The organism is Marilutibacter aestuarii, from assembly GCF_006546775.1.
Taxonomy (GTDB): Bacteria; Pseudomonadota; Gammaproteobacteria; order Xanthomonadales; family Xanthomonadaceae; genus Marilutibacter; species Marilutibacter aestuarii.
This window is the reverse complement of record NZ_VICE01000029.1, coordinates 1-25,803: the sequence shown is the minus strand read 5'-3', so window position 1 is coordinate 25,803 and position 25,803 is coordinate 1. Positions and strand designations below refer to the sequence as shown.

Genomic DNA, 25,803 nt, shown 5'->3' with positions numbered 1-25,803 from the left:
CCATGGCGGAGCCGGCCGAAGGCGCCTGACCCAGGGGCCTGGGGACGCCACCGGAACTTCGCGGGCGTCCCGACGGTCTCAAGCGGCTTCCCGGCCCCGCCGGGGATGCCGGACCCGACAACGCCGGCCGCATCGCGCGACCGGCGTTTTTCGTTCCAGGGGCGGTCTCCGTCCGCCTTCCCGCCCATGGCGCCCCGGCGCCCCGTACGACGAGGCTGTCCCGATGACTGCAACTCTCCTGTCCCGATCCACTTCGGCACCGTGGCTCGCACTGCTGCTGGCCGCCCTGGCGACCGTGATGCCCGCCCCGTCGCGCGCGGCCGAGCCCGTTGCCGGCACCGACTACGTCGAAATCGCCGATGGCAAGCGCCTGGGACCGGCCGACGGCAAGATCGAGGTCGTGGAGGTATTCGGTTACTGGTGCCACCACTGCGCGAACTTCGAGCCGATGCTGGAGCGCTGGAAGCAGCAGCAAGGCAAGGACGTGCGGGTGTCCTACCTGCCGCTGCCGCGCAATCCCGACGACATGCTCGCGGTGGCCTATTTCGCCGCCGATTCGATCCATGCCCTCGCCCGTACCCACGCGGCGACCTTCAAGGGCATCCATGACAGCCGCGAACTGCCGGCCAACCCCACGCTGGACGAACTGACTGCGTTCTATGCGGGCCTTGGGGTCGACAAGAACCGCTTCCGCGCCGCCGCCAGCGCCCCGGCGACCCTGGCCAGGATCGAGCCGGCGCGCGACTTCGCGTTGGCGATGGGCGTGGAGGGCACGCCGACGCTGATCGTCAATGGCCGCTATCGCGTGCTCGGACGCACCCTGGAGGACAACCTCCGGATCGCCAGCGCACTGGTGGAACGCGAGCGCGCCGCCGGGCGCTGAACCCTGCCGCCCGAACCTGACCGCCGTCCACGCGGCGCATGCCCAGTGCCGGTATCCTTGCACCACGCCGGTCGCGCCGTGCCCTCGCTGGATGGCGCCTCGACCGCTCTTTCCTACCCGGAGAATGCCCGATGACTTCCCGCCTGCTTCCCCTGCTCCTGGCCGCCTCGATGCTGCTGGGTGCCTGCTCGTCCCAGACCGACGCCCCGGATCCGGACGCCGCGACCGCGACCGCCGAAACCGCCGCACCGGCGGCGGGTAGCGGCGAGACCGCGCCCGCCACGTCCACGACCGCCGCGGGCGACACCGGGACCGCTGCAACCAGCGAAGCCAAGGCCGAGGCCGGCCCGAACACGAATCCGGTCGTGCCGCCTGCAGGTCCCGCGCCGGTCGCCGGCACCGACTATGTCGAGATCGCCGGTGGCCAGCCCTATGCCCCGGCGATGGGCAAGATCGAGGTCGTCGAGGTCTTCGGCTACACCTGCCCGCACTGCGCGCACTTCGAGCCGCTGTTCGAGAGCTGGACCGCCAAGCAGCCCGCCGACGTCAAGGTCGTGGCGCTCGCCGCGCCGTTCGGCGGCTACTGGGAGCCGTATGCCCGCGCCTTCTATGCCGCCGAGGCACTGGGCGTGCTTGAGCAGAGCCATGCCGCGATGTTCAACGCGATCCACGTCGACCGCTCGATGCCCGCGCCGCCGACCGTCGCCAGCAACGATCAGATCGCGGCGTTCTACACCAAGCATGGCGTGGATCCGAAGAAGTTCGCGTCGACGATGGACAGCTTCGCCGTCAACGCCAAGCTCAAGCGCGTCGGCCAGTTCCTCGCCCGCAGCGGCGTGGAATCCACCCCGGACCTGATCGTCAACGGCAAGTACCGCGTGATCGGCGGCAACAGCTTCGAAGACCGCCTGCGCATCACCGACCACCTGGTCGCGATGGAGCGTGCGGCGATGGCGACGGCGCCCGCGGCGCCTGCCGCCGAAGGTGCCGAGTAAGTCCTTTGCATTGCGCGCAGAAGCGTCGCCCGTCGCCATGATCCAGGCCCCCAGCGACCGGCGCCGCCTCAAGCTGCTCAGCGCCAACATCCAGGCCGGCTCCAGCACGCGGCGCTACAGTGACTACGCGACCCGAAGCTGGTCGCACGTGCTGCCGGCCGGCAACAAGCGCGGCGCGCTGGACGTGATCGCGCGCGTTGCGGGCGAGCACGACATCGTCGGACTGAACGAGAGCGACCCGGGCAGTCTGCGCTCGGGCTTCACCAACCAGACCCACTACCTCGCCCAGCGCGGTGGCTTCGATTACTGGAGCCACCAGCCCAACCGCAGCGTCGGCGGGGTCGCGTCCAGCGCGAACGGTCTGTTGAGCAAGCTGGAGCCGATCGAGGTCACCGACCACGCCCTGCCCGGCCGCATCGCCGGGCGCGGCGTGCTGCTGGCGCGCTTCGGCGAAGGCGACCTGGGCCTGCTGGTGGCCATCGCCCACCTGTCGCTGGGCAAGCAGTCGCGGGCCTCGCAACTGTCCTTCATCGCCGAGTTGCTCCACGACCACCCGCACGCGGTGCTGATGGGCGACTTCAACGCACCGATCGACCGGCCGGAGATGCAGCAATTGTTCCGCCAGACGCGGCTGCAACCGCCCGCGTGCGAGGTGCTGACATTTCCGGCGTGGCGACCGACGCGCGCGATCGACCACATCCTCGCCAGCGATGGCCTGGTCTGCGCCGAGGCACTGGCGTTGCCCGCGGCGTGGTCGGACCACCTGGCCTTGTCGATGGACCTCGACATCCCCGGCGAGGCGCTGCAGCGCTAGACGCCGCCCACCGCGGACATCCGCGCCGCCTCGGCCGCGCGGCGTTCGACCTCGTCCCAGTCGCATGCCGCGAGTGCATCGCCGGGCGTCAACCACGAACCGCCGACACAGACGACATTGGATCGCGCCAGATAGGCCTGTGCGCGCCCAAGGTCTATACCACCGGTGGGACAGAAGCCGACGTCCGCGAACGGTCCGGCCCAGGCCTTGAGCAGGGCAAGGGAATTGATCGGTTCGGCGGGGAACATCTTGAACATCCGGTAGCCCTCGCCGAGTCCGACCATCAGTTCGCTGGCGGTCACCACGCCCGGCAGGTAAGGCAGGCCCATGTCGACCGCGAGCCGCATGAGCGCGGCCGTACCGCCGGGCGACACCGCGAACGCGGCGCCCGCGCGCTGGACCTGTTCGAGCTGGCCGGCGTCGAGCACCGTGCCGGCGCCGACCGCGAGGCCCGGGCAGGACTCCGCCAGCGCGCGCACCGCCTCGATCGCGACGGGGGTGCGCAAGGTCACCTCCACCGAATGCAGCCCGCCGCGCTTCAGGGCAGCGCCCACCTCGAGCGCCTCGGCGACGCTGGATGGCGTGTAGACCGGCACCACCCGGTCGCCGCCCAGCAGCCGGGACCAGGCGTCCGGGGCAGTCGGTGGCTCAGCGCCGGACATGGAAGCCCTCCGCCGACAGGAAGTGCTCGACGTCGCCGCGTCCGACGAGGTTGAAGTCGCCGGGGATGGAATGCTTGAGGCAGGCGGCCGCCAGGCCGAACTGCAGCGCCTCACCGGCCGGGGCTTCCTCCAGCAGGCCATGCAACACCCCGGCGGCGAAGGCATCCCCCCCGCCGATCCGGTCGACCACGTTGCGCAGCGCGTGGACCGGCGTGGCATGCACGCGGCCATCGCGCTCGACCAGCATCGCGGAGAGCTCGTGATGGTCGACGTCGTGCTGCACGCGCTGGGTACAGGCGAAGTAGCGCAACCGCGGGAAGGCCTCGAAGGCGTGGCCCGCGGCCTGGACGACCTTGCCGGCGACGTCCGCCGCGTCGCAGTCCGCGCCCAGCACGACCGCCATGTCGCGATGGTCGGCGAACAGCACCGTCGCCGTGGCCATCAAACGCCGCAGGATCGCCGGCGGATCGCTGTCCCAGGCCTCCCACAGCTTCGCCCGGAAGTTGCCGTCGAAGCTGACCTGCACGCCCGCGGCCACGGCGGCCTCGGCCGCCTCGATCGCCGCCTGCGCGCACGCGTCGCCCAGCGCCGGCGTGACGCCGGACAGGTGCAGCCACCGCGCACCCTCGAGGCAGGCTGCCCAGTCGAGGGCCGCGGCGCGCGTGAACGCCGAGTCCGCCCGGTCGTAGAGCACGTCGCTCGGGCGGTGCCCGGCCCCGGTCTCCAGGAAGTACAGGCCCATGCGACCGGGCGCCACGCGCACGTGGCGGGTATCGACGCCGTGCCGGCGCAGTTCGCCCAGCGCATGCGCGCCCAGTGCATTGTCGGCGACCGTGCCGGCCATCCCGACGCGATGGCCCATGCGCGCCAGGGACACCGCGACGTTGGCTTCGGCCCCACCGACGTGAACCTCGAGGGCCGGCGTCTGCAGCAGGGTCTGGCGCCCGGGCGCGCCCAGGCGCAAGAGCAGTTCGCCGTAGCAGATCAGTGTGCTTCGCGGCATGGCCGCCTCCAGTCGGGTTTGCATCATTGAAGCTTCCCGGCGCGCATGCCAGCGTGGCGGAGGCCGGGATGGGACGTAACAGGTGGCCGACGGATCTGTTGGCTATCGGTGTCATTCCGCGGGCGAGGCCACCATATCAATCCGCCACCGCGAGTCAAGATCGCGCAAGCTTCGATCGCCGTCGCGCACGCCGACGGCTCGCGTCGCCCGCCGCGCATGGCCGAGCCGACCCGAATGCACCATGGAACACCGTCCCACGGTGCTCTGGCGCGATCGCGACCGCCTCGATGCCGGCGGGGGGGTGCTGCGCCCGCCCATCCGGGTCCCACCGACGCCGCAGCACGCCCCGAACCCGGCCAGGGTCACGGATTGCTCCCCCGCAATGACGGTCGAGACCGGCAGGCGTTTTCGCGGAGCCGGGAATTTGTGCTTTGCGGCAAAAACATTGCGCAGAAAAAGCGTTATTTTTCCGCTACTTGAAAGCACATGACCGGCTTACCGCAGCGCAGCATGATGTTCCCCCGAGCTTTTGTTAGGGTTTTGGCCAGCGGTGTCATTGCATATCCAGGCGACATATCCGGCACCGTCAATCACATAAAAGTGGCACTCAGAGCCAACTTCGTCCTTTTGGGAGGGGATCCATGCAGCTCCAACGTTTCTCAGGAAAGACACCGGTTACCCTGCTCGCCAGCGCGATTGCCCTGGCCCTGCAGATGTCGCCCCAGGCCGTGCACGCGCAGGAGGCCGCCCCGGCTGCCGCCGTCGAAGAATCGCAGGACGCCACCGCGACCGACCTCGATGCCGTCGTCGTCACCGGCTTCCGTGCCAGTCTCGCCGAAGGCCTGGAGATGAAGCGCGCCGCGGTGGGGGCGGTCGACGCGATCGTCGCCGAGGACATCGCCGACTTCCCCGACCAGAACATCGCCGAGTCGCTGCAGCGCATCCCCGGCATCACCATCACCCGCGACTCGGGCGAAGGCCGCAACATCTCCGTGCGCGGCCTGTCGGGCGAGTACACCCGCGTGCGCATCAACGGCATGGAGGCGATCGCCTCGTCGGGTGGCGAAGGCGGCCCCAACCGCGGCCGCGACTTCGACTACAACGTGTTCGCGTCCGAACTCTTCAATTCGGTGGTCGTGCACAAGACCGCCGAAGCCTCGCTCGACGAAGGCTCGCTGGGCGCGATCGTCGACCTCAACACCGGCGGGCCGTTCGGCTACAAGGTCGGCAGCACCTTCGTCACCAACGTGCAGGGCCAGGTCAACGACCTCACCGACGGCGTGGATCCGCGCGTCGCCGCGCTCTACGCGTTCCGCTCGCCGTCCGACACCTGGGCGGTGTCGTTCTCGGCCGCCTACTCCGACGACCAGACGCTCGAGCTCGGCCAGAACACCGTGCGTTGGCAGCAGGCCGACTTCCGCTCCGTGCGCGGCGTCGATTGCGCGGCCAACCCCAGCGACGCCGGATGCCTGGAAGTGGGCAATGCGTTCCATCCGCGCATCCCGCGCTACGGCGAGATCGACGTCAAGCGCGAGCGCCTGGGCCTGACCGGCTCGCTGGAACTGCGCCCGGCCGAGGGCACGCGCATCAACCTCGACCTGCTGTACTCCAAGCTCGATGCCTCGCGCGGCGAGAAGTGGGGCGAGGTGCTGTTCCGCGGCAACGAAGGCGGGATGGATGTGCTCGACTACACCATCGACCCGGCCACCAACAACCTCACGATGATGGAGGTCAACAACGCCTGGGTCCGCAACGAGGCGTTCGAGAAGGCCTGGGACAGCGAGTTCAAGCAGTGGACCGTCAACGTCGAGCAGGCGTTCGGCGACACGGTGACCGGCCACGCGCTGATCGGCAGCGCGCGATCCTCGCTCGAGTTCCCCTACGAGCGCACGTTCGTCTACGACGACCGCGACTACAACGGCTTCTACTACGACTACAGCGACGACGAGTTCCCGGTGATCGGCTTCAACGGCGGCGACGTCACCGACCCGGCCAACTTCCAGATGGCCGAATTCCGCGACCGCCCGACCAGCACCCAGCACGATTTCGACACGGTCACCGCCGATGTCGAGTGGGCTTTCAGCACGGACTACTCCCTGCAGGCCGGCGTCAACTACCGGCAGTTCTCCTTCAGCACCTGGGGCGGCCTGCGCGACACCGGCGTCTGTGCGTCCGACATCTACACCTGCGCACCGGGCGAGTACGGCATCCCCGCGACGGACGACCTCTCGGAGATCTATGACTTCGACGGCGACACCGGCCCCGGCTCGACCACGCGCTGGCTGATCCCCGACCTCGATGCCTGGGTCGACTTCATCGACCTCAACGGCCGACCGGTCCGCCTGGACCAGGGCAACATCCGCACGGTGAGCGAGAACGATACCGGCGTGTTCCTGCAGCTCAACGGCAACACGCTGGTCTTCGACCGCACCCTGGCCTTCAACGCGGGCGTGCGCTACGTCGAGACCGAGCAGACCTCGAGCGGCTACAACTCCGGTGCGTACGTCACCATCGACCGCCCGACGTACACCGATACCCTGCCCTCGTTCAACGCGGCCTACTCGATCACCGACGACCTGATCTGGCGCGTGTCGGCGGCCAAGGTGATGACGCGACCCGGCCTGGGAAGCCTCTCGCCCGGTGGCAGCGTGGACAGCTTCAACTATCGCGTCACCTACCAGAATCCCTACCTCGATCCGACCCGCGCCGACGCCTACGACATGTCGCTGGAGTGGTACTTCGCGCCTGAATCGATCCTCTCGCTGGCGCTGTTCTACAAGGACATCGAGTCCAGCCCGATCTCCTCCGAGCGCACCGGCACCTATGCCTCGACCGGCCTGCCGCTCGACCTGCTCGTGCCGACCTCGCCGGCCGCCCAGGATCCGGAAGGGCGGCCGTGGGAGATCCGCAGCGTCGAGAACGGCCCCGGCGGCAAGGTGCAGGGCTACGAGATCGGTTTCCAGATGCCCTTCGCGGTGATGACCGAGACCGTGCCCGTCATCCGCAACATGGGCATGATCGGCAACTACACCTACGTCGACTCCGACCGCGACTACACCTTCGGCAGCCAGACGATCACCGAGCGCCTGTTCGGCCTGTCCAACCACTCGTACAACTTCACCCTGTACTACGAGAACGAGAAGTTCAGCGCCCGCGCCTCCGCCGCCTACCGCAGCGACTACCTGACCGGTACCAGCGGCACCGGCAACGTGTTCGAGGGCTACGACGGTACCTTCAACGTCGATGCATCGGCCAACTACAAGATCAACGACAGCTTCGAGGTGACCCTGGAGGCACTGAACCTGACCGACGACTACCAGGACCGCTGGACCGACATCAACACCTACCGCCGCTACGAGTACGACCACACCGGGCGCACCTACAAGCTCGGCTTCCGCTACCGCTTCTGACGCAGCACCCCAGGGCCCGGCGTGGCGTTCCATGCCGGGCCCTTTCCATCGGCGGCCCCCGCCGCCCGACGCAAGTCCCGTGGCATCGAAGTGCCTGTCGGCGAACGCCCCCACGCCACACCCCGCTCGCCTCCTTTCCCGACCCGCAAGAAGGAGCCGCTCGATGAATGCCCGACCCCTGTCCTGCCTGGCCAGCGCGCTCGCGCTGCTGCTCGCCGCCTCCCTCCCGGCCGCGGCCGGCGACCTCCATGGGCCACCCGACGTCAGTCGCGAAATCCTCGGCCCCAACGACGGCTGGGCGGCGCTTGCCACCGCTCAAATGCCCCATGGCACCACCGGCGGTGCCAGTGCCGACGCCGCCCACGTATTCACCGTGACCACGCGCAACGAACTCGTCGCCGCACTGGGCCATCCCGATGCGACGCCGAAGATCGTGCGGATCGCCGCGATGATCGACGCCAACGTCGACGACGCCAACGCCCCTCTCGATTGCGCGGACTATGCCCGCGCCGACCCCGAGACCGGCGAGACATACTCACTGGCCCAGTACCTGGCCGACTACGATCCGGCCACCTGGGGCCGGGACGAAGAGCCGTCCGGTCCGCAGGAACGTGCGCGTGATGCGTCCGCCGATGCCCAGGCGGCCCGGATCCGCATCCGCGTGCCGCCCAACACCACCCTCGTCGGCGTGACCCGCGGCGCCGGCCTGCGTGGGGCCTGGCTCGACATCCGCCCCGGCAGCGGCAGCAGCAACGCCCCGGCCAACGTGATCGTCCGCAACCTGAGCTTCGTCGATACCTTCGACTGCTTCCCGGCCTGGGATCCGACCGATGGCGAGGCGGGCAACTGGAATTCGCTCTACGACGCCATCTCGATCCGCAACGCCACCCATGTGTGGATCGATCACAACGCCTTCTTCGACGATGCCACGGCGGACGAAGGGCAGCCCAGCTATTTCGGACGGCTCTACCAGGTGCACGACGGCCTGATCGACATCACCAATGCCTCCGACCTCGTGACGGTCTCATGGAACATCCTGGCCAATCACGACAAGGCCATGCTGGTCGGCTCGTCGGACAGTGCCAGCGCCGACCGTAACCGGCTGCGCATCACCCTCCACCACAACCTGTTCCACGACCTGGGCCAGCGCGTCCCGCGGCTCCGCTTCGGCCAGGCGCATGTCTACAACAACCAGTACAGCCTCTCGCTCGCGGGCGCCGCGCGCTACGGGTACAGCTGGGGCATCGGCATCGAGTCGGCCCTGTTCGCGCAGAACAACCATTTCCTGGTGCCGCCAGGCGTGACCCCGGACCTGTTCCTGGAGACCTACAAGGGCACCGCGGCATACGTCGAAGGGACCTGGGTCAACGGGTTCTCCCGCCGGCACGAGGTCGACGTGGTCGACGCGTTCAACGCGGCCAACGGCACATCGTTGGGCGACGACGTCGGCTGGACCCCCACCCTGTACCCGCGCATCGATCCGACGGTTTCGGTGCCCGTGCGGGTGCTGCTGGGCGCGGGTCCGATGAAGTAGTTTCGCACCTGCGTGTCGCGACGCCCGCTGGCGTCGCGGGTGGTGGGCGTCCGGATCCAGGGGGCGCGGGCGGTCGACTCTCTCCCGTCCGCCGCGGTCCGGCCGGCGTCGGCGCGAGTCCCGAAGTCGCGCCGACTCAGGGTTCGCCCACTGCTCTTCTTTTTTTTCCGGGCGAGGCGTCCACGAAGGCCCTTTCGCCAATCGCCGCCGCGCGCGCGGCGCAGCTCCACCGTCTCCAGTCCCACGGTCTGCCGTTGGCGGTCAGGGATACATGCGCTCGCGCAGGCCCGGCACGACGCGGGTGAGTTCGTCGGCGACGATGGCGGCGAAGAACGCCGCGCCGGTATCGCCGAGGTGGGTGTAGTCGAACTGACGCTTCGGCTGCCCCAGCGGTGCGCGGCCGGTCGGGTCCGCGGGCACCTCCGGCGGTGGCGGCACGTCGTGGTCGACCGTGGTGCCCGTCTGCGCGGCGGCCGCCATCCAGGACGGTGGCGGGCTCCCGGCCAGGGTCATCGCCTGGACCGGGCCCATGCCCTGCACGGCCGCCATGCTGCGCGCGTGCAGGTCGACCAGCGGTACGTCCATCTCGCGGGCGATGCGGCGCACCGTGTCGGCCCAGGGCTGCAGGTCGTCGTCCAGGCGGCCGTCCTTGAACATCCGCCGGGCAAGGGGCGTCACCAGGACCGGTTTCGCGCCGGCGGCGCGGATCTCCTCGACGTAGCGGCGCATGTTCGCGGGGAACTCACGGGCCAGGTCGGTGGAGCGTCCGGGCTTGCCCGGCTGGTCGTTGTGGCCGAACTGCACCAGGACCCAGGTGTCGTCGTAGGCACCGGTCTTCATCTCGGCCAAGGCGATGTCCCACGATCCTTCGGCGCGGTAGCTGTAGCTGCTGCGGCCGCCGCGCCCCAGGTTGACGCAGGCGACGAAGGCGCTGACGTGCCTTGAGCAGAACACGCCGCCCCAGCCGCTCAGCACCTGGGTGGTCGAGTCTCCGACCAGGATGATCTTGTCGGCATGGATGGGCACCGGCGCCGGCCGGGACTGCGTCGCCGTGGCCTGCGCGCCGGCGGGACCTGCCGTGGCCAGCAGGCAGGCGGCCACGAGGGGAACGAGGATCTTCATGAAGGTCTCCTGCAGGGTCGTGTCGGATCGCTCACATCGTGCCGCGCTGGACGAAGGGCACCCGCTGGTAAAGCCGGCGCTCGCCGCCACGCGGGTCGTCTTCGAGCCGGCTGGCATCGTCGAACACCAGGGTCTGGCGCTCAGGCAACGTGTACGGCGCCCAGTGCGGCAGGTCGCCGTGGTTGGGATCGCCGCCGCGGGCGAAGGCCAGCAGCGCCGCACTCATGCGCGCGGCCATCGCGCGCGCCGCAGCGCCATCGCCGGTCCGGGAACCGGGCTGGGCGGTGTTGTCGAACACCAGTGGAATGTCGAGCGTGTGGAAGGCGCGGAACCGGCGGCCGTCGTCGGTGTCGGGATACCAGTCGAGCTGGTAGGCCCAGGTGGGCGCGCCTCCACCGGCCGCCTGGCGCGCGCGCGCTTCGGCCTCCTCGACGGCGCCGCGCCAGGAGCGCCCGGCGGTGGTCGCGGCGAAGAAGACCTCGCTGGGCGTGTAGTCCGGATACAGGCGGCGGTACGCGTCGATCACCGCCTGCGGCCGGATGTCGACGAACTGCTGCTTCTCCAGCCGTTCCGGCAGGCGCTCCCAGTCCAGCGTGAAGTTGGCGAGATCGTTGCCCAGGAAGGCTCGGGTTTCGTCGCGGGTGTTGCCGATCACCATGGGGATGGCCGCGGACTGCGCGGGCGCCTCCGGCCAGAACGGATGCACCGGCAACCGGCCGCTGTCCATCACCGGCCCGAAATACAGGCTGCTGTCTTCCACGCGGGAGGGGTCGCGCACCCGCGCGGCGTCGAGCAGCCGCGCCGGCGACAGGCGCAGCAGGCCGTCGATGTCGCCCGCGGGCAGGCCCGCGGCCTCGATCAGCAGCGCCGCGCGCTGGGACGCCGCGCGCGGACCGGCCGCGGTGACCTGCTGGCCGCTCATGGTCCATGCGCGATGGAACAGGCCGCGCGCGGCCGGCATCGCCATCAGCGTGGCGATCTTGGCGCCGCCGCCGGACTGGCCGAAAACGGTGACGTTGCCGGCATCGCCGCCGAACTCCGCCGCGTGCTCGCGCACCCAGTGCAGGGCCTGCACCAGGTCGAGCTGGCCCACGTTGCCGGAATCGGCATAGGCGGGGCCGCCGAGGTTGCCCAGGTACAGGTAGCCGAAGGCATTGAGCCGATGGTTGACGGTGACCACCACGACGTCGCCGCGGGTGCACAGGTTCACGCCGTCGTAGAGCGGATCGCTTCCCGACCCGTTGTTGAAACCGCCGCCGTGGATGTAGACCAGCACCGGGCGGCGACCGCCATCGCGCAGCGCCGGCGTGGTGACGTTGAGGAACAGGCAGTCCTCGCTGGTGGATTCGCCTTCGTCGCGCTGCGGGCTCGCGGCGCCGAACGCCAGGGCGTCGCGCACGCCATCCCAGGGCTGCTCGCGCAACGCGGGCCGGAACCGCCGGGGACCGGTGTCGGCGCCGTAGGGGATGCCGCGGAACACCAGCATGCCGCGGTCGCGGAAGCCGCGCACCCGGCCACTACGGGTCGTCGCCAGCGGATGTGTGCCGCCGGCAGCTGCGTGCACGCCGGGCAGGAAGGCGCTGGCGGCGAGCACGCCCGCCACCCCGGCAGTGAGGGACAGCAGGCGCCGACGCACTGGATCGTCGGGACGGGCGGTGGGACGCTCAATGCTCATCGGTCTCACCAGCTTCCAGGTGGCGCAGCCAGGCATCGGCCACGCGCGGCCACAGCGACAGGCTGCTGCCGCCGATGTCGCGCACGCCGAAGCCGTGTCCGCCGCGCGGATAGAGATGCATCTCGGTGGGCACGCCGGCCTCGCGCAGGGCGGTATACAGCTGCAGGCTGTTGGCCACTGCGACGCTGGTGTCGTCGGCGGCATGCAGGAGGAAGACCGGGGGCATGCCGGCGCGGACGCGGTTCTGCATCGAATAGGCCGCGACGTCCGTCGGCGAAGGATCGGGCCCGAGCAGGTGCTCGCGCGAGACCGCGTGCGCGTGCGCGCCCATGTCGATCACCGGATACAGCAGGAGCACGCCCTGGGGACGCGCATCGAGCCGGTCGAACGCGTCCACGGGCGGGTTGAAGGTCTCGTCGTGGCGCATCGCCAGGCTCGCCGCGACATGGCCGCCGGCGGAAAAGCCCATCGCCGATATCCGGCCCGGATCAATGCCCCAGCGATCGGCCTGGCCGCGTATCACGCGCATGGCGCGCTGTGCGTCGGCCACCGACACGTCGCGCGCGCCGACGTGGCCTTCGCCCGGCAAGCGGTAGCGCAACACGAACAGGGTGTAACCCAGCGCGTCAGCGAACACCGGCACCAGCGCGGAGCCTTCCTTGTCGAGGACGATTCGCCGGTACGCGCCGCCCGGGATCACCAGCAGGGCGCGGCCATTGGCACGCACCGGCCGATGGACAACGAGGTAGGGCCGGGTGACGCCGGTGACGACGCGATCCGGCAAGGCAGGATCGTCGCTACGCTCGACGATCCGCTGCTCGATCCCGACCGCGGCGGATCCAGGTCCGGTCTCGCCGGGCCACAGGAACACCCGCGAATCGAGGTCGGCCCCGGTCTCCGACGACGGCGTCTCCGCGAGCGCGGGCTGCGAGGCCAGCAACATGGACACGAGCAGTCCACCCAACCAGCGCCGACGCCCCCTGCGCCCGGGGCCGGCGACGCGCGCAGCGCGCGAGGCCGGGCATCCACCACGCCACCGCATTACTTCAGCGGCTCGCGCCGCTCCAGCGGCTTGAGCGGTTCCATCGTGTCCAGGTCCCAGTCGGCGGCGACGAAGGCCTGGCGCGTGGGCGCGTGGACGGGGTAGCCGCCCACCTGGTCCTGGCTGTCGATGATCGTGCCGCGGCCCTCGATGGTGTCCGCGAGGATGCGACGGTCGGTGTCGTCGCGGTCCCAGGGCCGGGCGCCGGCGGTCGCGATCACGGCATCCTGGACCTGCGCCGAGGGCAGCAGCTCGACGCCGAACGGCAGGGCCGGCGCGTTCGCCATCGGCTTCACTTCGACCGGGGCGGTGGTATAGCGCCCTTCCATCGGCAGCGGTCGGCCGATGCGGTCCAGTGCCAGGTTGTCGTCGAAGAAGACGTCGATGTCGCCCGAGCCGCCGACGGTGAACAGGGCCAGTTCCTCGGTCGAGATGCCCGCTCGCATCACGTTGCCGCGCGACACCATCTGGCCCCGCGAGTAGGGATGGTCGATCCACTCCTCGGCGATCAGGTTGTAGTGCATCGCGCGCTGGCCCGGGTCGTAGATCAGGTTGTTGATGACCTGTCCGCGGGCGCCACCCTTGAACAGCGGATTTCGCTCGTAGTTGTGGGCATAGAGATTGCCGACGATCAGCACGTCGTTGACGTGGTCGTGGATCAGGGTGCCCTTGGAGTGCTCGCCCTTGCCGTGGGTCGCGTGGGCGAGGCCCTCGGCGATGATGTTGTTGCTGAAGGTGATCCGCCGAGAGGCGTTCTGCATCCACTCGGCCTCGGACTCGCCGGCGAAGCGCGTGCTCGACGCCGACAGGTTTTCGTCGGTGGCCCAGGTCAGCGAACAGTGGTCGACGATCACGTCGTGCGCGCCGCGCGTGGTGGTGATGGCATCGAAGTCCACGCCGGCCATCTTCGGCAGGCCACCATCGCCGGGGCGCACCCGGATATGGCGGATCACCACGTCGTGCGCGGCCACCACCAGGCCACCCTTGATGAAGGTCACGCCCGGTCGCGGCGCGGTTTGTCCAGCGATGGTCAAGAAGGGCTCGTCGATGCGCACGGTCTTCATGCCCAGGTCGATGACGCCACCGACTTCGAACACCACGGTGCGCGGCCCCTTGGCCTTCACCGCCTCGCTGAACGAGCCCGGGCCCTCGGCATCCAGGGTGGTCACCTTGATGATCCGCCCCCCTCGCCCGCCGGGCGTATGCGCCGCCCAGCCTTGCGCTCCCGGGAATGCCAGCGCTTGCGGATCGGTCCCGGCGGCGACCGCAGGCGCGCCCAGCATCGCCATCGACAACAGCAGGACAAGGGCACCGGTCCAACGGACGGGCGAAGAACAGATCGACTGCATGGACTTCCTCCGGATTCGCGGCCGCTCCACGTTAGCGCGAAGTGTTTTGCCGCACTGCACATTGAAAATGACACCGGTTTACCATATACGAGTAGACCAAGGGCACGCCATGTGCACCGCAACATCGATTCGGGAGGGAGCGACTTGAGCAAGGGCAACGACAACGCGAGGGATGCGACGCAACAGGGCGGGGACGCGGCCGCGATCGCCGATGCCTTCGTCCGGGCCAGGCGCGAAGGCTGGTCGCTACCGGACTTTCCCGGCACGATCCCGGCGGACTTGTTGGCCGCCTATGCCGTACAGGACCTGGCGATCGACGCGTGGGACGACGAGGTCGTCGGCTGGAAGGTCGGCTATATCCATCCCGACCGCCGCGATGCCTCCGGCGACGAGCGCCTGCTGGGCCCGATCTTCGCGCACCAGGTGTGGCCCGCCGACGGCCGTACCGACGTACCGGTGTTTGGCGGTGGATTCGGCGCGATCGAAGCCGAGTACGTCCTGCGGCTCGAGGCCGACGCCCCCGCCGACAAACTCGACTGGACGGCCGCGGAAGCCGAAGCCCTGCCTGCGCGCCTGTTCACCGGCATCGAGGTGGCCAGCAGTCCCCTCGCCACGATCAACGTGCTCGGGCCCCGCGTGGTGGTCTCCGACTTCGGCAACAACAATGGTCTCGTGCTCGGTCGCGAGATCCCCGACTGGCGCGCGATCCCCGAACCCCAGCTGCGGGCGGAGACCTGGATCGAGGGCGCGTGCGTCGGCACCGGCGGCGCCACCACGTTGCCGGGTGGGTTGCGGGCCGCGTATGCGTTCGCGCTTTCGCGCTCGGCCCGGCGCGGGCGCCCGCTCAAGGCCGGCACGCTGATCGCGACCGGCAACGCCACCGGCATCCACGATATCGTGGCGGGACAGAACGCGCGGGTGAGTTTCGTGGGACACGAAGACCTGGAGGTACGCGCCGTCGCCGCCACCGGCACGAAGCGTGAGGGCGGCGAGGGCCGCGCGGCATGATGGACCGGCGACGCTTCCTGGCCGCCGGCATAGGCGCCGCCCTCTCCGCGCCCGTGCTCCCGGCCTTCGGCAAGACCGCCGACGGTGCGTTGACCGCGACCGATGTCCACGTCGACGGCTACCCCACGGTCGAGGCAGTGAAGTGGATCGGCGACACCCTGGCCCGCGAGACCGAGGGCCGCCTGCGCATCCGCCTCTACCACTCCGGCCAGCTGGGTCGCGAAGCCGAGGCGATCGACATGGCCCGGTTCGGCGCCATCGACATCACCCGCGTCTACAGCGGTGCGCTCAACAATGCGTTCCCGTTGACCCAGGCGCTGTGCCTGCCGTACGTGTTCGATTCGGTGCCGCACCTGCGCCGCGCGCTGGACGGGGAGGTCGGCGCCGCGGTCCTCGGGAGTTTCGCGGCGCGCGACCTGGTCGGCCTGGCGATCTACGACAGCGGCGCGCGCTGCTTCTACAACACCCAGCGCCCGCTGCACGTCCCGGCCGACCTCAATGGCCTCAAGTTCCGCGTGCCCGGCTCGGACATCTTCATCCAGTTGCTGAGGCTGTTCGGCGCCAACCCGACGCCGCTGTCCTACGGCGCCGTGTTCTCGGCACTTGAGACGCGCCTGATCGATGGCGCGGAGAACAACATGCGCAGCTTCCATTCCAGCCGACAGTTCGAAGCCGCGCGCTTCTGGTCGCAGAGCGAGCATTCCTACGCCCCGGACCTGCTGCTGATGTCGCGGCGCAGCCTCGATTCGCTGGCACCGCGCGACCGCGCGCTCGTCACCGACGTGGCCCGCGCGTCCGTCCAGGTCATGCGTCGCCTGTGGGACGAATCAGAAGCCGCCGCGCGCAAGGCCGTGGTCGAGGCCGGCGTCGCGATCAACGAGGTCGACGTCGCCGCCTTCCGCCAGGCGGCCAGGCCGCTGCTCGACGATTACCTGAACCGTGAACGGATCGCGCCGCTCTACCGCGCCATCCGCGATCTCGCATGAGGAGCGCGATGACGCCCGCCACTACCCACACCGCCCCTCCCGCCGCGCCACGCGCCGCGGGCCTGCGCCTGCTCGACCGCCTCGCGTCGCTGTCCATCGGCGTCGCCGGCATCGCACTCCTCGGCCTCGTCGTGGTCCAGGGGTGGCAGGTGTTCGCACGCTACGTGCTCAACGACTCGCCCAGTTGGACCGAACCCGTCACCTTGCTGCTGCTCGCCACGGCGATGAGCCTGGGCGCGGCGGCGGCGGTGCATGAAGACCGCCACTTCCGTTTCCACCTGCTCGCGCAGGCGTTGCCCGAGCCCGCCCGTCGTGGCTCCGAACGCCTGACCGCCGTGGTGACCATCGCGATCGGCGGCGTGCTGGCGGCCTGGGGCACGCGCCTGCTGCTCGATGGCATCGACATCCGGATGGCCGGTGCGCCGCTCCCGCAAAGCATCGCCTTCCTGCCGCTGTCGCTCGGCGGCGCGCTGATGGTGCTGTTCGCCCTGCCCCGCTTGTGGCGGGGTGCCGCGGCCACGATCGAGAACGGGGAGGCCTGACCATGGACATCGCATTGTTGTTCGGCACCTTCCTGGTGCTGCTCCTGCTCGGGGTGCCGGTGGCCTACTCGCTGGCCGCGGCCTCGCTCGTGGTCCTGCTCAGCCTCGGCCTGCCTTCGATCGTACTCGTGCAGCAGGTCGGCGCCGGCATCGGCACCGCCTCGCTGATCGCGATCCCGCTCTTCATCTTCGCCGGCGAGATCATGATGCGCGGCGGCATCTCCGAACGCCTGATCAGCCTGGCGGCCGCGTTGGTCGGCCGCATCCGCGGCGGCCTCGGCCAGGTCAGCGTGCTTTCCTCGCTGTTCTTCGGTGGCGTTTCCGGCTCGGCGATCGCCGATGTCTCCGCAGTGGGCGGCACGATGATCCCGCAGATGGTCAACCGCGGCTACGACCGCGACTTCGCCGTCAACGTGAGCATCACCGCGGCGCTGGTGGCGCTGCTCGTGCCGCCGTCGCACAACCTGATCCTGTACTCGGCCGCAGTCGGCGGTGGCATCTCGATCGCCGACCTGTTCGCCGCCGGCATCCTGCCCGCGCTGCTGATGACGGTGACCCTGATGTTCACCGGCTACATGATCGCGCGCCGCCGCGGCTACGGGGTCGAGCCGTTCCCCGGCATGCGCGCGGTGATGCTGCGACTGATCGCGGCGTTGCCCGGGCTGGGCCTGGTCGCGTTGATCTTCGTCGGCATCCGCGCCGGCATCTTCACCGCGGTCGAGAGCGCCGCGGTGGCGGTGGTGTACGCGCTGCTGGTGACCCTGGCGATCTATCGCATGCTCGACTGGAAGGCGTTCCGCGGCGCAGTCGCGCATGCTTCCAGGACGACCGGCGTGATCCTGTTCGTGATCGCCACCGCGGCGTTGTTCGGCTGGCTGCTCGCCTACCTGCAGGTGCCCGCGGCAGCGGTGGAACTGCTGGGCCGCATCGCCGACGACCGCTACACGGTGCTGCTGGTGATCGTGGTGATCCTGTTGCTGCTGGGCACCTTCATGGACCTGGCGCCGATGATCCTGATCTGCACGCCGATCTTCCTGCCGGTGGCCAAGGCCTTCGGGGTGGATCCGCTGCAGTTCGGCACCGTCCTGGTCCTAGCCGGTGGCATCGGCCTGGTCACGCCACCGGTGGGCTCGGTGCTGTTCGTCGGCACGGCGATCGGCAAGATCGGCATCGGCGAAAGCATGCGCTCGATCTGGCCGTTCTGGCTGGCGGCGATCGCCGTGCTGATCGTGGTGGCGGTGTTCCCGCAACTGTCGCTCTGGCTCCCGGCGCTGCTCAAGGCCTGAGGCCCGATGCATCTCCGCCCGTGCGCCACGGCGCACGGGCGTCACCGCGGGTGATGGCGCCGTACCCAACCGGGCCGGCGGACGCGCCGGCTAGTCGCCAGCTCCGCGCGCACGCCCAATCACCAATCCCCAAGCACGTCCAACTCCCTATCCTTCCATCTGCTCCAGCTCACGCCCCTTGGTCTCGTGCACGTAGCGCAGGACGAAGAAGATCGACACGAACGCGGACGCGGCGTAGAAGCCGTACGTGGCCGCCAGGCCGATGCCGGCGAGCATTACCGGGAAGGTGATGGTGATGGCGAAGTTCGCGCCCCACTGGAACAGGCCGGCGACCGCCAGGCCTGAGCCGCGGATCTGGTTCGGGAACATCTCCCCCAGCATCACCCACATCACCGGGCCCCAGGACAGGTTGAAGAAGACCACGTAGATGTTGGCCGCCACGAGCGCCAGCACGCCCATCGAGTCCGACAGTTGCAGCGTGCCGGCCGCATCCAGCGAGCCGGTGGCGAAGGCCACCGTGACCAGGCCCAGCGTGACCGCCATGCCCAGCGAACCGACCCAGAGCAGGGGCTTGCGCCCGATCCGGTCGATCAGCACGACCGTCAGCAGGCAGGCGCCGATGCTGAGCGCGCCCGACAGTACGTTGATCAGCAGCGCATCGCTTTCCGAGAAGCCCACCGCCTGCCAGAGCACCGCGCCGTAGTAGAACACCACGTTGATGCCCACCAGTTGCTGGAACGTCGCCAGGCCGATGCCGACCCAGACGATCGGCCGCAGCCGGCCCGTGGCGCGCGACACCAGGTCCGACAGCTGCGGGCGGTGGTGGTCGCGGGCCAGCGATGCCTCGATTTCGCCGAGTTTGGCCGCCCCGGCGGTCGGGCCATACAGGCGGACCAGCACCTGCAGGGCCTGCTGGTTGCGCTTCTTGACCACCAGGAAGCGCGGGCTCTCCGGGATGAACATCAACGCGACCAGGAACAGGGCGGCCGGGGCGACCTCCATCCAGAACATCCAGCGCCAGGCCTCGTGCCCGCCCCAGAGCGGCTGGGTGGAGGCACCGGCGAACTTCGCCAGCAGGTAGTTGCTCAGGAAGGCGGCGAACAGGCCGCCGATGATGGCGATCTGCTGCACCGTCGCCAGGCGGCCACGGTAGTGCGCGGCCGAGACCTCGCTGATGTAGGCCGGCGACATCACGCTCGCCGCGCCGACGGCGAGGCCGCCCAGCACGCGGTAGACCACGAACTCCAGCGACGAGGTCGCCACGCCCGAACCCCAGGCCGAAACGATGAAGAAGGCGGCGGCGACGATCAGCAGCGCGCGTCGCCCGTACAGATCGGCGAGGCGGCCGGCGAAGAACGCGCCGAACGCACAGCCCAGCAGCATCGAGGCGACGTTGAAGCCCGTGCCCACCGAGTCCGAGCGGAACGCCGCCTGCAGGCCGTCGACGGTGCCGTTGATGACGCCGCTGTCGAAGCCGAACAGGAAGCCGCCGATCGTCGCGACCAGGCTGATGAGCAGGATGAATCGGGTGTTCCCGGTATCCCGGGCCGGCGTGCCGGTCGCGGTCTGGTTGGGCGTCATGTGCAATCCCCGTGGTTGGTCGAGAGCGCGGGCGCATGCCGCCCGCGAGATGATGATGCGCTCAGCGCACTTCGTACTGGTGGACCCGGTTCACGTAACACGGCCCCGGTCCGCCGTGCATCCGCCGCTTCACCCCCTGGTGGCCGACGTACTGGCTCACCCGCATCTTCCGGCGTACTGGATGTCGGCCGCGATCCTTCGGGGCGCTGGAAGTTTGGCCAGCGGTGTCATATTTCCGCTTCGGCAGGTCCCTCGCGGGTGCCCGCACTGTAACCGCAATGTCTGCGCGATCCTTGCTGCAGCGCACGATGCCTCGGCACGGTGCCTTTGATAGCTTCGGATTGACCATCGGTGTCATCGATCGACGCCGCCTCCTCCGAAGCGAGATCCCTGATGACCGGAACGTCCCCGCGCGCCCTTGCCCTGTTGCTCACGACCTGCGCCAGCCTCGCCCTCGCGGCCTGCACCAGCGCCGCCCAGGACCCGCCGACACCGGCCGGGACCACGGCAGGCAGGACGGCGGCAGCCGAGTCACAGGATGCACGCTGGGCCCGCGGCATCGAGAACCAGCGCATGGCGGACCTCGGCGACGGGACCTTCCTCAATCCGATCCTTGGCGGTGACCACCCGGATCCGTCGGTCCTGCGGGTGGGCGACGACTACTACATGACGCTGTCGTCCTTCGATGCCTATCCCGGCCTGCCGATCTGGCATTCGCGCGACCTGGTCAACTGGGCGCCGGTGGGGCACGCGATCACCGAGAACGTCGGCTCGATCTGGGCGCCCGACCTGGTCCGCCACGAGGGGCGCTACTACATCTATTTCCCGGCGCGCGTCGGCGGCACCGAAGGCACCCGCCGCAGCAACTACGTGGTCTGGGCCGACGACATCGAAGGGCCGTGGAGCGAACCGGTCAACATCGGCCTGCCCGGCCACATCGACCCCGGCCACGCGGTCGGCGAGGACGGCAAGCGCTATCTGTTCCTCAGCGGCGGCGACTACGTCGGCCTCGCCGACGACGGCCTTTCGACCGTCGGCGAGGTCAAGCACGTCTACGACGGCTGGAAATATCCGGAGGAGTGGGTGGTCGAGGGCTATGCCCAGGAGGGCCCCAAGATCACCCGTCGCGGCGACTGGTTCTACATGGTCACCGCCGTCGGCGGCACCGCCGGCCCGCCCACCGGGCACATGGTGATCGTCGCGCGCTCGAAGTCGATCCACGGGCCGTGGGAGAACGCGCCCAACAATCCGGTCGTGCGCACCCGTTCGCGCAGCGAGGACTGGTGGTCGCGCGGCCATGCCACCCTGGTGGAGGACACCGCTGGGCAATGGTGGATGGTCTACCACGGCTACGAGCACGGCTTGTGGACATTGGGCCGACAAGCCCTGCTGGACCCCATCGAATGGACCGACGATGGCTGGTTCGTCGCGAAGGGCGGCGACCTGGGCGCCCCGCTGCCCAAGCCGGCCGGCACCGCGGTCGCGCATGGCATGGCGCTGTCGGACCGCTTCGACGGGCCGGCGCTGGGGCCGCAATGGGCCTTCTACGATCCGGCGCCCGGCGAGATGTCGCGCATCGGTTTCGAGGACGGCGCACTGGTGCTGGCGGCCAAGGGCAAGGTGCCGGCCGATGCGTCGCCGCTGACCCAGATCGCCGGCGACCGCGACTACAGCTTCGAAGTCCACATGCAGATCGAACCCGGCGCCGTGGGCGGCGCGCTGATGTTCTACAGCGATCGGCTGTACGCCGGCATCGGCAGCAACGGCGAGGACTTCATCATGCATCGCTATGGCCGGGAGCGCCCGGCGCGCTTGGCCCCCGGTCCGGGCGGCGAGCTGTGGCTGCGGATGACCTACCGCGACCAGATCCTCACCATCCACCACAGCACGGACGGCCGCGACTGGACCAAGTACGGCGTGCAGATGGAGCTCTCGGGTTACCACCACAACGTGGCCGGCCGCTTCCTGTCCCTGCGCCCGGGCCTGTATGCCGCCGGCGACGGCAAGGTGCGCTTCCTCGATTACCGCTACCGGGCCCTCGACTGAGTCGAACGGCTATCATCCCAGCACGACTCCCCGAGCCGGACCCGATCGGATGCCCGCACCCCGAAAACCCCGGAAGACCGCCAGCGACGCGCCCCTGCCCCCGGGCAAGAGCGCGACCATCAATGACATCGCCCGCCTGGCGGGCGTGTCGAAGAAGACCGTCTCGCGGATCATCAACCGCTCGCCGCTGGTGCGCGAGGAAACCCGGGAGCGGGTCGAGAAGCTCATGCGCGACGTCGGCTACGTGCCCGACCCGCTCGCCCGCGGGCTCGCGTTCCGGCGCTCGTTCCTGATTGGAATGGTCTACGACAACCCGACCGCGCAGTTCATCGTCAACATGCAGTACGGCGCGCTCGACGCGTTGCGCGATTCCGGTTTCGAACTGGTCGTCCACCCCTGCGACAGCCGCAGCCCGGGCTACATCGACGGGGTGCGGCGCTTCGTCCAGCAGCAGAAGCTGCACGGGGTGATGCTCGTGCCGCGCGTGTCCGAGGACCAGGCCCTGGCCGACATGCTCGACGGCATCGGCTGCCGCTACACCCGCATCGCCGCACTGGCGCTCGACGACCATTCGCGCATGGTGATCACCCACGACCGCGATGGCGCCGCGGAGGCTGCCGACTACCTGCAGACCCTGGGCCACCGCGACATGGCGGTGATCACCGGCCCGTCGAGCTACCGCTCGGCGATCGAGCGTACCGGCGGTTTCGTCGACGCGCTGGCCCGGCGCGGGATCGAGCTGCCGAAGTCACGCATCCTGGAAGCCGGCTACACATTCGAGTCCGGCGTGGCCGCCGCGGAGAAGCTCCTCGCCGGCAAGCGCCGGCCGACGGCGATCTTCTGCGCGAACGACGAAATGGCCGCCGGCGTGTACCGCGTCGCCCTGCGCATGGGCATCGACATTCCCCGGCAGCTGTCGGTGATCGGTTACGACGACAGCCCGCTGGCCTCGCGCCTGTGGCCGCCGCTCAGCTCGGTGCGACGCAACACCCGCGACACCGGCCGGGTCGCCGCGGCCATGCTCATCCAGGCCGACGACGACGTCCGCGGCCGCCCCCTCGCGAGCGTGCGCCCGCACCTGATCGTGCGCGACTCCTGCCAGCCGCCCGAGACCTGAGCCCCGTCCTCCCGCGCCGGGCCCAAGTCCCGGACCGCTCCGCCACGCGCCCGGGGGCGCCATGGCGCAGCGCAAAATGACACCGGTTACCGAAATCCGTAGAATCGGCAGCCGACGACAGATTCACCGCCCGGCCCAAGGCCTGCGCGACCGCAACCACGGAGGCTCGACACGATGTTCCAGAAGACCTACCACGCCACCCACCCGGACATGATGGAGGGCGCCAGCAACCAGCAGCTCCGCGATCGCTACCTGGTCACGGACCTGTTCAAGCCCGGGCAGGTCACGCTGAACTACTCGCACAACGAGCGCTTCGTCATCGGCGGTGCCGCCCCGACCGATGCGCCCATCGCCCTGCCCGCGCAGACCGAGCCCGCCTCCGCGGCCGGCAAGCCCTTCCTGGAGCGACGCGAGCTGGGCGTGGTCAATGTCGGCGGCGGCGCCGGCACGGTGACCGTCGACGGCACCGACCACGCGCTCGAGCCCAAGGATGGCCTGTACGTGCCGATGGGCAGCGAGGTCAGCTTCGCTTCGGCCGACGCGGCCAGTCCGGCGCTGTTCTACCTGGCCTCGACGCCGGCGCACACCCGCCACGAGGTCAAGCACATCTCGATCGCCAACGCCGTGCCGCTCGAGCGCGGCGCGCTGGAAACCAGCAACGAGCGCACGATCTACCAGTACATCGTCCCGGCGACCTGCACCTCGTGCCAGCTGCTGCTGGGGCTGACCATCCTCAAGCCGGGCAGCGTCTGGAACACCATGCCGCCGCACCTGCACGACCGCCGTTCGGAGATCTACTTCTACTTCGACCTCGGCGAGGAGCGGGTCATGCACTTCATGGGCGACCCGGCCGACATGCGCCACCTGGTCATCGCCAACAACGAGGCGGTGATCTCGCCGCCGTGGTCCATCCACATGGGCTCGGGCACGCAGAACTACTGCTTCATCTGGGCGATGGGCGGCGAGAACCTCGACTACACCGACATGAACCAGCTCGACATCTGCCAGCTGAAGTAAGCGCGCAGGTCCAGCACCCACACGCAAGGGGATATCGATGGCACACAACCCGTTCAGCCTGGAAGGCAAGGTCGCGCTGGTCACCGGCGCCAACACCGGCCTGGGCCAGGGCATCGCGCTGGCGCTCGCCGAGGCCGGCGCGGACATCGCCGCCGCCGGCATCGCGCCGCCAACCGAGACCGAGGCCAAGGTCAAGGCCCTGGGCCGGCGCTTCGTCTCGATCGAAGCCAACCTGATGAGCGTCGAGCCGATCGACCGCGTGATCGCCGAAACGCTCGAGGGCTTGGGCGGCCTGGACATCCTGGTCAACAACGCCGGGCTGATCCGCCGCGCCGACGCGGTCGACTTCAGCGAAAAGGACTGGGACGACGTCATGAACGTCAACATCAAGTCCGCCTTCTTCATGTCGCAGGCCGCCGGTCGCCACTTCATCGCCCAGGGCCGCGGCAAGATCATCAACATCGCGTCCATGCTGTCGTTCCAGGGGGGCATCCGCGTCCCCTCCTACACCGCCAGCAAGAGCGGCATCGCCGGCATCACCCGGCTGCTCGCCAACGAGTGGGCGTCCAAGGGCGTGACCACCAACGCGATCGCGCCCGGCTACATGGCCACCGACAACACCGCCCAGTTGCGCGCCGACGAGGCCCGCAGCGCCGAGATCCTGGGCCGCATCCCCGCCGGTCGCTGGGGCGTGCCGGCCGACCTGGGCGGCACCGCGGTGTTCCTGGCCTCGTCGGCCTCGGACTACGTCAACGGCGCGGTGATCCCCGTCGATGGCGGCTGGCTGGCGCGCTGAGACCGGCGCGGGGGGCATGCGCATGGGCACGCCCGCCGGCATCGCCCTGGCCGCCCTCATGGCGGCCGGTGGCGCGCACGCGGGCGAACCGCGTCGCGATTCCTACGTCGAGTCCGAGCGCGACATCGCCGTCGAGCAACCGGGGCCCCACGCGGGCACCGGCACCACCACGGCCTACCCGTTCTTCGACGACGCCGAAGGCTTCGAGACGATCTTCCGCAAGCGCGCCCTGCATCCCGGTGCGAGCATCGGCGAGCACCGCAACGACAAGGACGAGATCTACTACGTCCTGTCCGGCCGCGGCGAACTGATGCTCGACGGCGCGACCCACGAGGTGGGCCCGGGCGACGCGGTGCTGACCCGTGACGGCAGCACGCATGCCCTGTACCAGCGCGGCGACGAAGACCTGGTGATCTTCATCGTGTACCGCAAGCGCGCCGCCGCGCCCTGACCCGCCGCCTGGCCGTGGCCGTGGCCGTGGCCGTTGATCTTGACCTTCGCGACGTTGAGGCTGCCGAGCACCGCAGGGCGTGGCGGCCGGAGAGGCGCCCTTGTTTGAGCGAAGCGAGTTTGGGCGCCGTGCCGCCACGGCCGAGGCGCACAGGGGACCGGTGCGGCGAAGCGGGACCGGCGGCCGATGGAGCCCGCGGTTTTGGTTCCTTTTGCCAAGACAAAAGGAACCCGCCCAAAGGGCGGAAGCCGTTGACCTTTCCGTGGGTTCCGATCGATCACCGTAGGATGGGTCGCGCGAAGCAAAACCCATCGTGCGTCGGGCCGGCAGCGGCGACGGTGGGTTTCGCCTTCGGCTCTACCCATCCTACGGCTACGCTACGCGGCGTCTTGCCGTTGCCGTTGCCGTTGCCGTTGCCGTTGCCGTTGCCGTTGCCGTTGCCGTTGATCTTGATCTTGATCTTGATCTTGATCTTGATCTTGAT

General features: G+C 69.5%; 22 protein-coding genes. 14 read left to right on the top strand and 8 right to left on the bottom strand.

The features are described from left to right. Positions 1-223: 223 nt before the first annotated feature. From FKV25_RS03260 to FKV25_RS03250, 3 genes are all read left to right on the top strand, one after another. Positions 224-883: a thiol:disulfide interchange protein DsbA/DsbL gene (locus tag FKV25_RS03260; RefSeq protein ID WP_141517364.1), complete on the top strand. Its 660-nt coding sequence runs from the start codon at positions 224-226 to the stop codon at positions 881-883. Positions 884-1,014: 131 nt separating this feature from the next. After that, the gene (locus FKV25_RS03255) at positions 1,015-1,878 is read left to right on the top strand and encodes a thiol:disulfide interchange protein DsbA/DsbL (RefSeq protein ID WP_141517363.1); all 864 of its coding nucleotides are present in this window, start codon (positions 1,015-1,017) and stop codon (positions 1,876-1,878) included. A gap of 73 nt (positions 1,879-1,951) precedes the next feature. Beyond that, entirely contained in the window at positions 1,952-2,692 is a 741-nt protein-coding gene (locus tag FKV25_RS03250; protein WP_211345352.1) for an endonuclease/exonuclease/phosphatase family protein, read from the top strand. On the opposite strand, the gene eda is transcribed toward FKV25_RS03250, so the two are convergent. Both eda and FKV25_RS03240 read right to left on the bottom strand, forming a co-directional pair. Next, complete coding sequence (gene eda, locus FKV25_RS03245; protein WP_141517361.1) at positions 2,689-3,354, bottom strand: bifunctional 4-hydroxy-2-oxoglutarate aldolase/2-dehydro-3-deoxy-phosphogluconate aldolase; 666 nt, start codon at positions 3,352-3,354, stop codon at positions 2,689-2,691. The genes FKV25_RS03250 and eda overlap by 4 nt on opposite strands. Then, positions 3,341-4,357, bottom strand: a complete 1,017-nt coding sequence (locus FKV25_RS03240; RefSeq protein ID WP_141517360.1) for a sugar kinase — start codon at positions 4,355-4,357, stop codon at positions 3,341-3,343. The genes eda and FKV25_RS03240 overlap by 14 nt, the downstream gene beginning before the upstream one ends. Positions 4,358-4,998: 641 nt before the next feature. On the opposite strand from FKV25_RS03240, the gene FKV25_RS03235 reads away from it, so the two are divergent. Both FKV25_RS03235 and FKV25_RS03230 read left to right on the top strand, forming a co-directional pair. Then, positions 4,999-7,767: a TonB-dependent receptor gene (locus FKV25_RS03235; RefSeq protein ID WP_141517359.1), complete on the top strand. Its 2,769-nt coding sequence runs from the start codon at positions 4,999-5,001 to the stop codon at positions 7,765-7,767. A gap of 163 nt (positions 7,768-7,930) precedes the next feature. Then, a complete protein-coding gene (locus FKV25_RS03230; protein ID WP_141517358.1) occupies positions 7,931-9,301 on the top strand; it encodes a pectate lyase family protein in 1,371 nt (456 codons plus the stop codon). A 261-nt stretch (positions 9,302-9,562) separates the two neighbouring features. Here FKV25_RS03230 and FKV25_RS03225 read toward each other — a convergent pair whose 3' ends face one another. The 4 genes from FKV25_RS03225 to FKV25_RS03210 all read right to left on the bottom strand — a co-directional run bounded on the left by FKV25_RS03225 (position 9,563) and on the right by FKV25_RS03210 (position 14,489). Beyond that, positions 9,563-10,423, bottom strand: a complete 861-nt coding sequence (locus tag FKV25_RS03225) for a rhamnogalacturonan acetylesterase (RefSeq protein WP_141517357.1) — start codon at positions 10,421-10,423, stop codon at positions 9,563-9,565. A 31-nt stretch (positions 10,424-10,454) separates the two neighbouring features. Then, positions 10,455-12,098: a carboxylesterase/lipase family protein gene (locus FKV25_RS03220; protein ID WP_141517356.1), complete on the bottom strand. Its 1,644-nt coding sequence runs from the start codon at positions 12,096-12,098 to the stop codon at positions 10,455-10,457. Next, the gene (locus FKV25_RS03215) at positions 12,088-13,041 is read right to left on the bottom strand and encodes an alpha/beta hydrolase (protein ID WP_141517365.1); all 954 of its coding nucleotides are present in this window, start codon (positions 13,039-13,041) and stop codon (positions 12,088-12,090) included. Before FKV25_RS03215 ends, FKV25_RS03220 begins: the two co-directional genes overlap by 11 nt. Positions 13,042-13,139: 98 nt before the next feature. Beyond that, positions 13,140-14,489 carry a pectate lyase family protein gene (locus tag FKV25_RS03210; protein ID WP_141517355.1) on the bottom strand — a complete coding sequence of 450 codons (1,350 nt, stop codon included), beginning with the start codon at positions 14,487-14,489 and terminating at the stop codon, positions 13,140-13,142. Between the two features lie 144 nt (positions 14,490-14,633). Here FKV25_RS03210 and FKV25_RS03205 point away from each other — a divergent pair, with 144 nt between their 5' ends. The 4 genes from FKV25_RS03205 to FKV25_RS03190 are packed head-to-tail and all read left to right on the top strand — an operon-like array spanning position 14,634 to position 18,311. Continuing rightward, positions 14,634-15,497, top strand: a complete 864-nt coding sequence (locus FKV25_RS03205) for a 2-keto-4-pentenoate hydratase (protein WP_141517354.1) — start codon at positions 14,634-14,636, stop codon at positions 15,495-15,497. After that, positions 15,494-16,483: a TRAP transporter substrate-binding protein gene (locus tag FKV25_RS03200; RefSeq protein WP_141517353.1), complete on the top strand. Its 990-nt coding sequence runs from the start codon at positions 15,494-15,496 to the stop codon at positions 16,481-16,483. Before FKV25_RS03205 ends, FKV25_RS03200 begins: the two co-directional genes overlap by 4 nt. 8 nt (positions 16,484-16,491) lie before the next feature. Continuing rightward, entirely contained in the window at positions 16,492-17,025 is a 534-nt protein-coding gene (locus FKV25_RS03195; RefSeq protein ID WP_141517352.1) for a TRAP transporter small permease, read from the top strand. 2 nt (positions 17,026-17,027) lie between these two features. Beyond that, positions 17,028-18,311, top strand: a complete 1,284-nt coding sequence (locus tag FKV25_RS03190) for a TRAP transporter large permease (RefSeq protein WP_141517351.1) — start codon at positions 17,028-17,030, stop codon at positions 18,309-18,311. Positions 18,312-18,458: 147 nt separating this feature from the next. On the opposite strand, the gene FKV25_RS03185 is transcribed toward FKV25_RS03190, so the two are convergent. Further along, a complete protein-coding gene (locus FKV25_RS03185; RefSeq protein ID WP_141517350.1) occupies positions 18,459-19,892 on the bottom strand; it encodes a sugar porter family MFS transporter in 1,434 nt (477 codons plus the stop codon). A gap of 393 nt (positions 19,893-20,285) precedes the next feature. Between FKV25_RS03185 and FKV25_RS03180 the strand changes: the two genes are divergently transcribed. The 5 genes from FKV25_RS03180 to FKV25_RS03160 all read left to right on the top strand — a co-directional run bounded on the left by FKV25_RS03180 (position 20,286) and on the right by FKV25_RS03160 (position 25,319). Beyond that, positions 20,286-21,938, top strand: coding sequence for a family 43 glycosylhydrolase (locus tag FKV25_RS03180; protein WP_141517349.1), 1,653 nt, complete (start codon positions 20,286-20,288; stop codon positions 21,936-21,938). A gap of 49 nt (positions 21,939-21,987) precedes the next feature. Beyond that, on the top strand, positions 21,988-23,055 hold the full coding sequence (locus FKV25_RS03175) for a LacI family DNA-binding transcriptional regulator (protein ID WP_141517348.1): 1,068 nt from the start codon (positions 21,988-21,990) through the stop codon (positions 23,053-23,055). 174 nt (positions 23,056-23,229) lie between these two features. Then, entirely contained in the window at positions 23,230-24,072 is an 843-nt protein-coding gene (gene kduI, locus FKV25_RS03170; RefSeq protein ID WP_141517347.1) for a 5-dehydro-4-deoxy-D-glucuronate isomerase, read from the top strand. Between the two features lie 37 nt (positions 24,073-24,109). Next, entirely contained in the window at positions 24,110-24,868 is a 759-nt protein-coding gene (gene kduD / locus FKV25_RS03165) for a 2-dehydro-3-deoxy-D-gluconate 5-dehydrogenase KduD (RefSeq protein ID WP_141517346.1), read from the top strand. Between the two features lie 22 nt (positions 24,869-24,890). Continuing rightward, positions 24,891-25,319 carry a cupin domain-containing protein gene (locus FKV25_RS03160; RefSeq protein ID WP_425462602.1) on the top strand — a complete coding sequence of 143 codons (429 nt, stop codon included), beginning with the start codon at positions 24,891-24,893 and terminating at the stop codon, positions 25,317-25,319. A 277-nt stretch (positions 25,320-25,596) separates the two neighbouring features. Here FKV25_RS03160 and FKV25_RS03155 read toward each other — a convergent pair. Then, a partial coding sequence (locus FKV25_RS03155; RefSeq protein WP_211345351.1) for a hypothetical protein occupies positions 25,597-25,803 on the bottom strand: 207 nt, incomplete at its 5' end.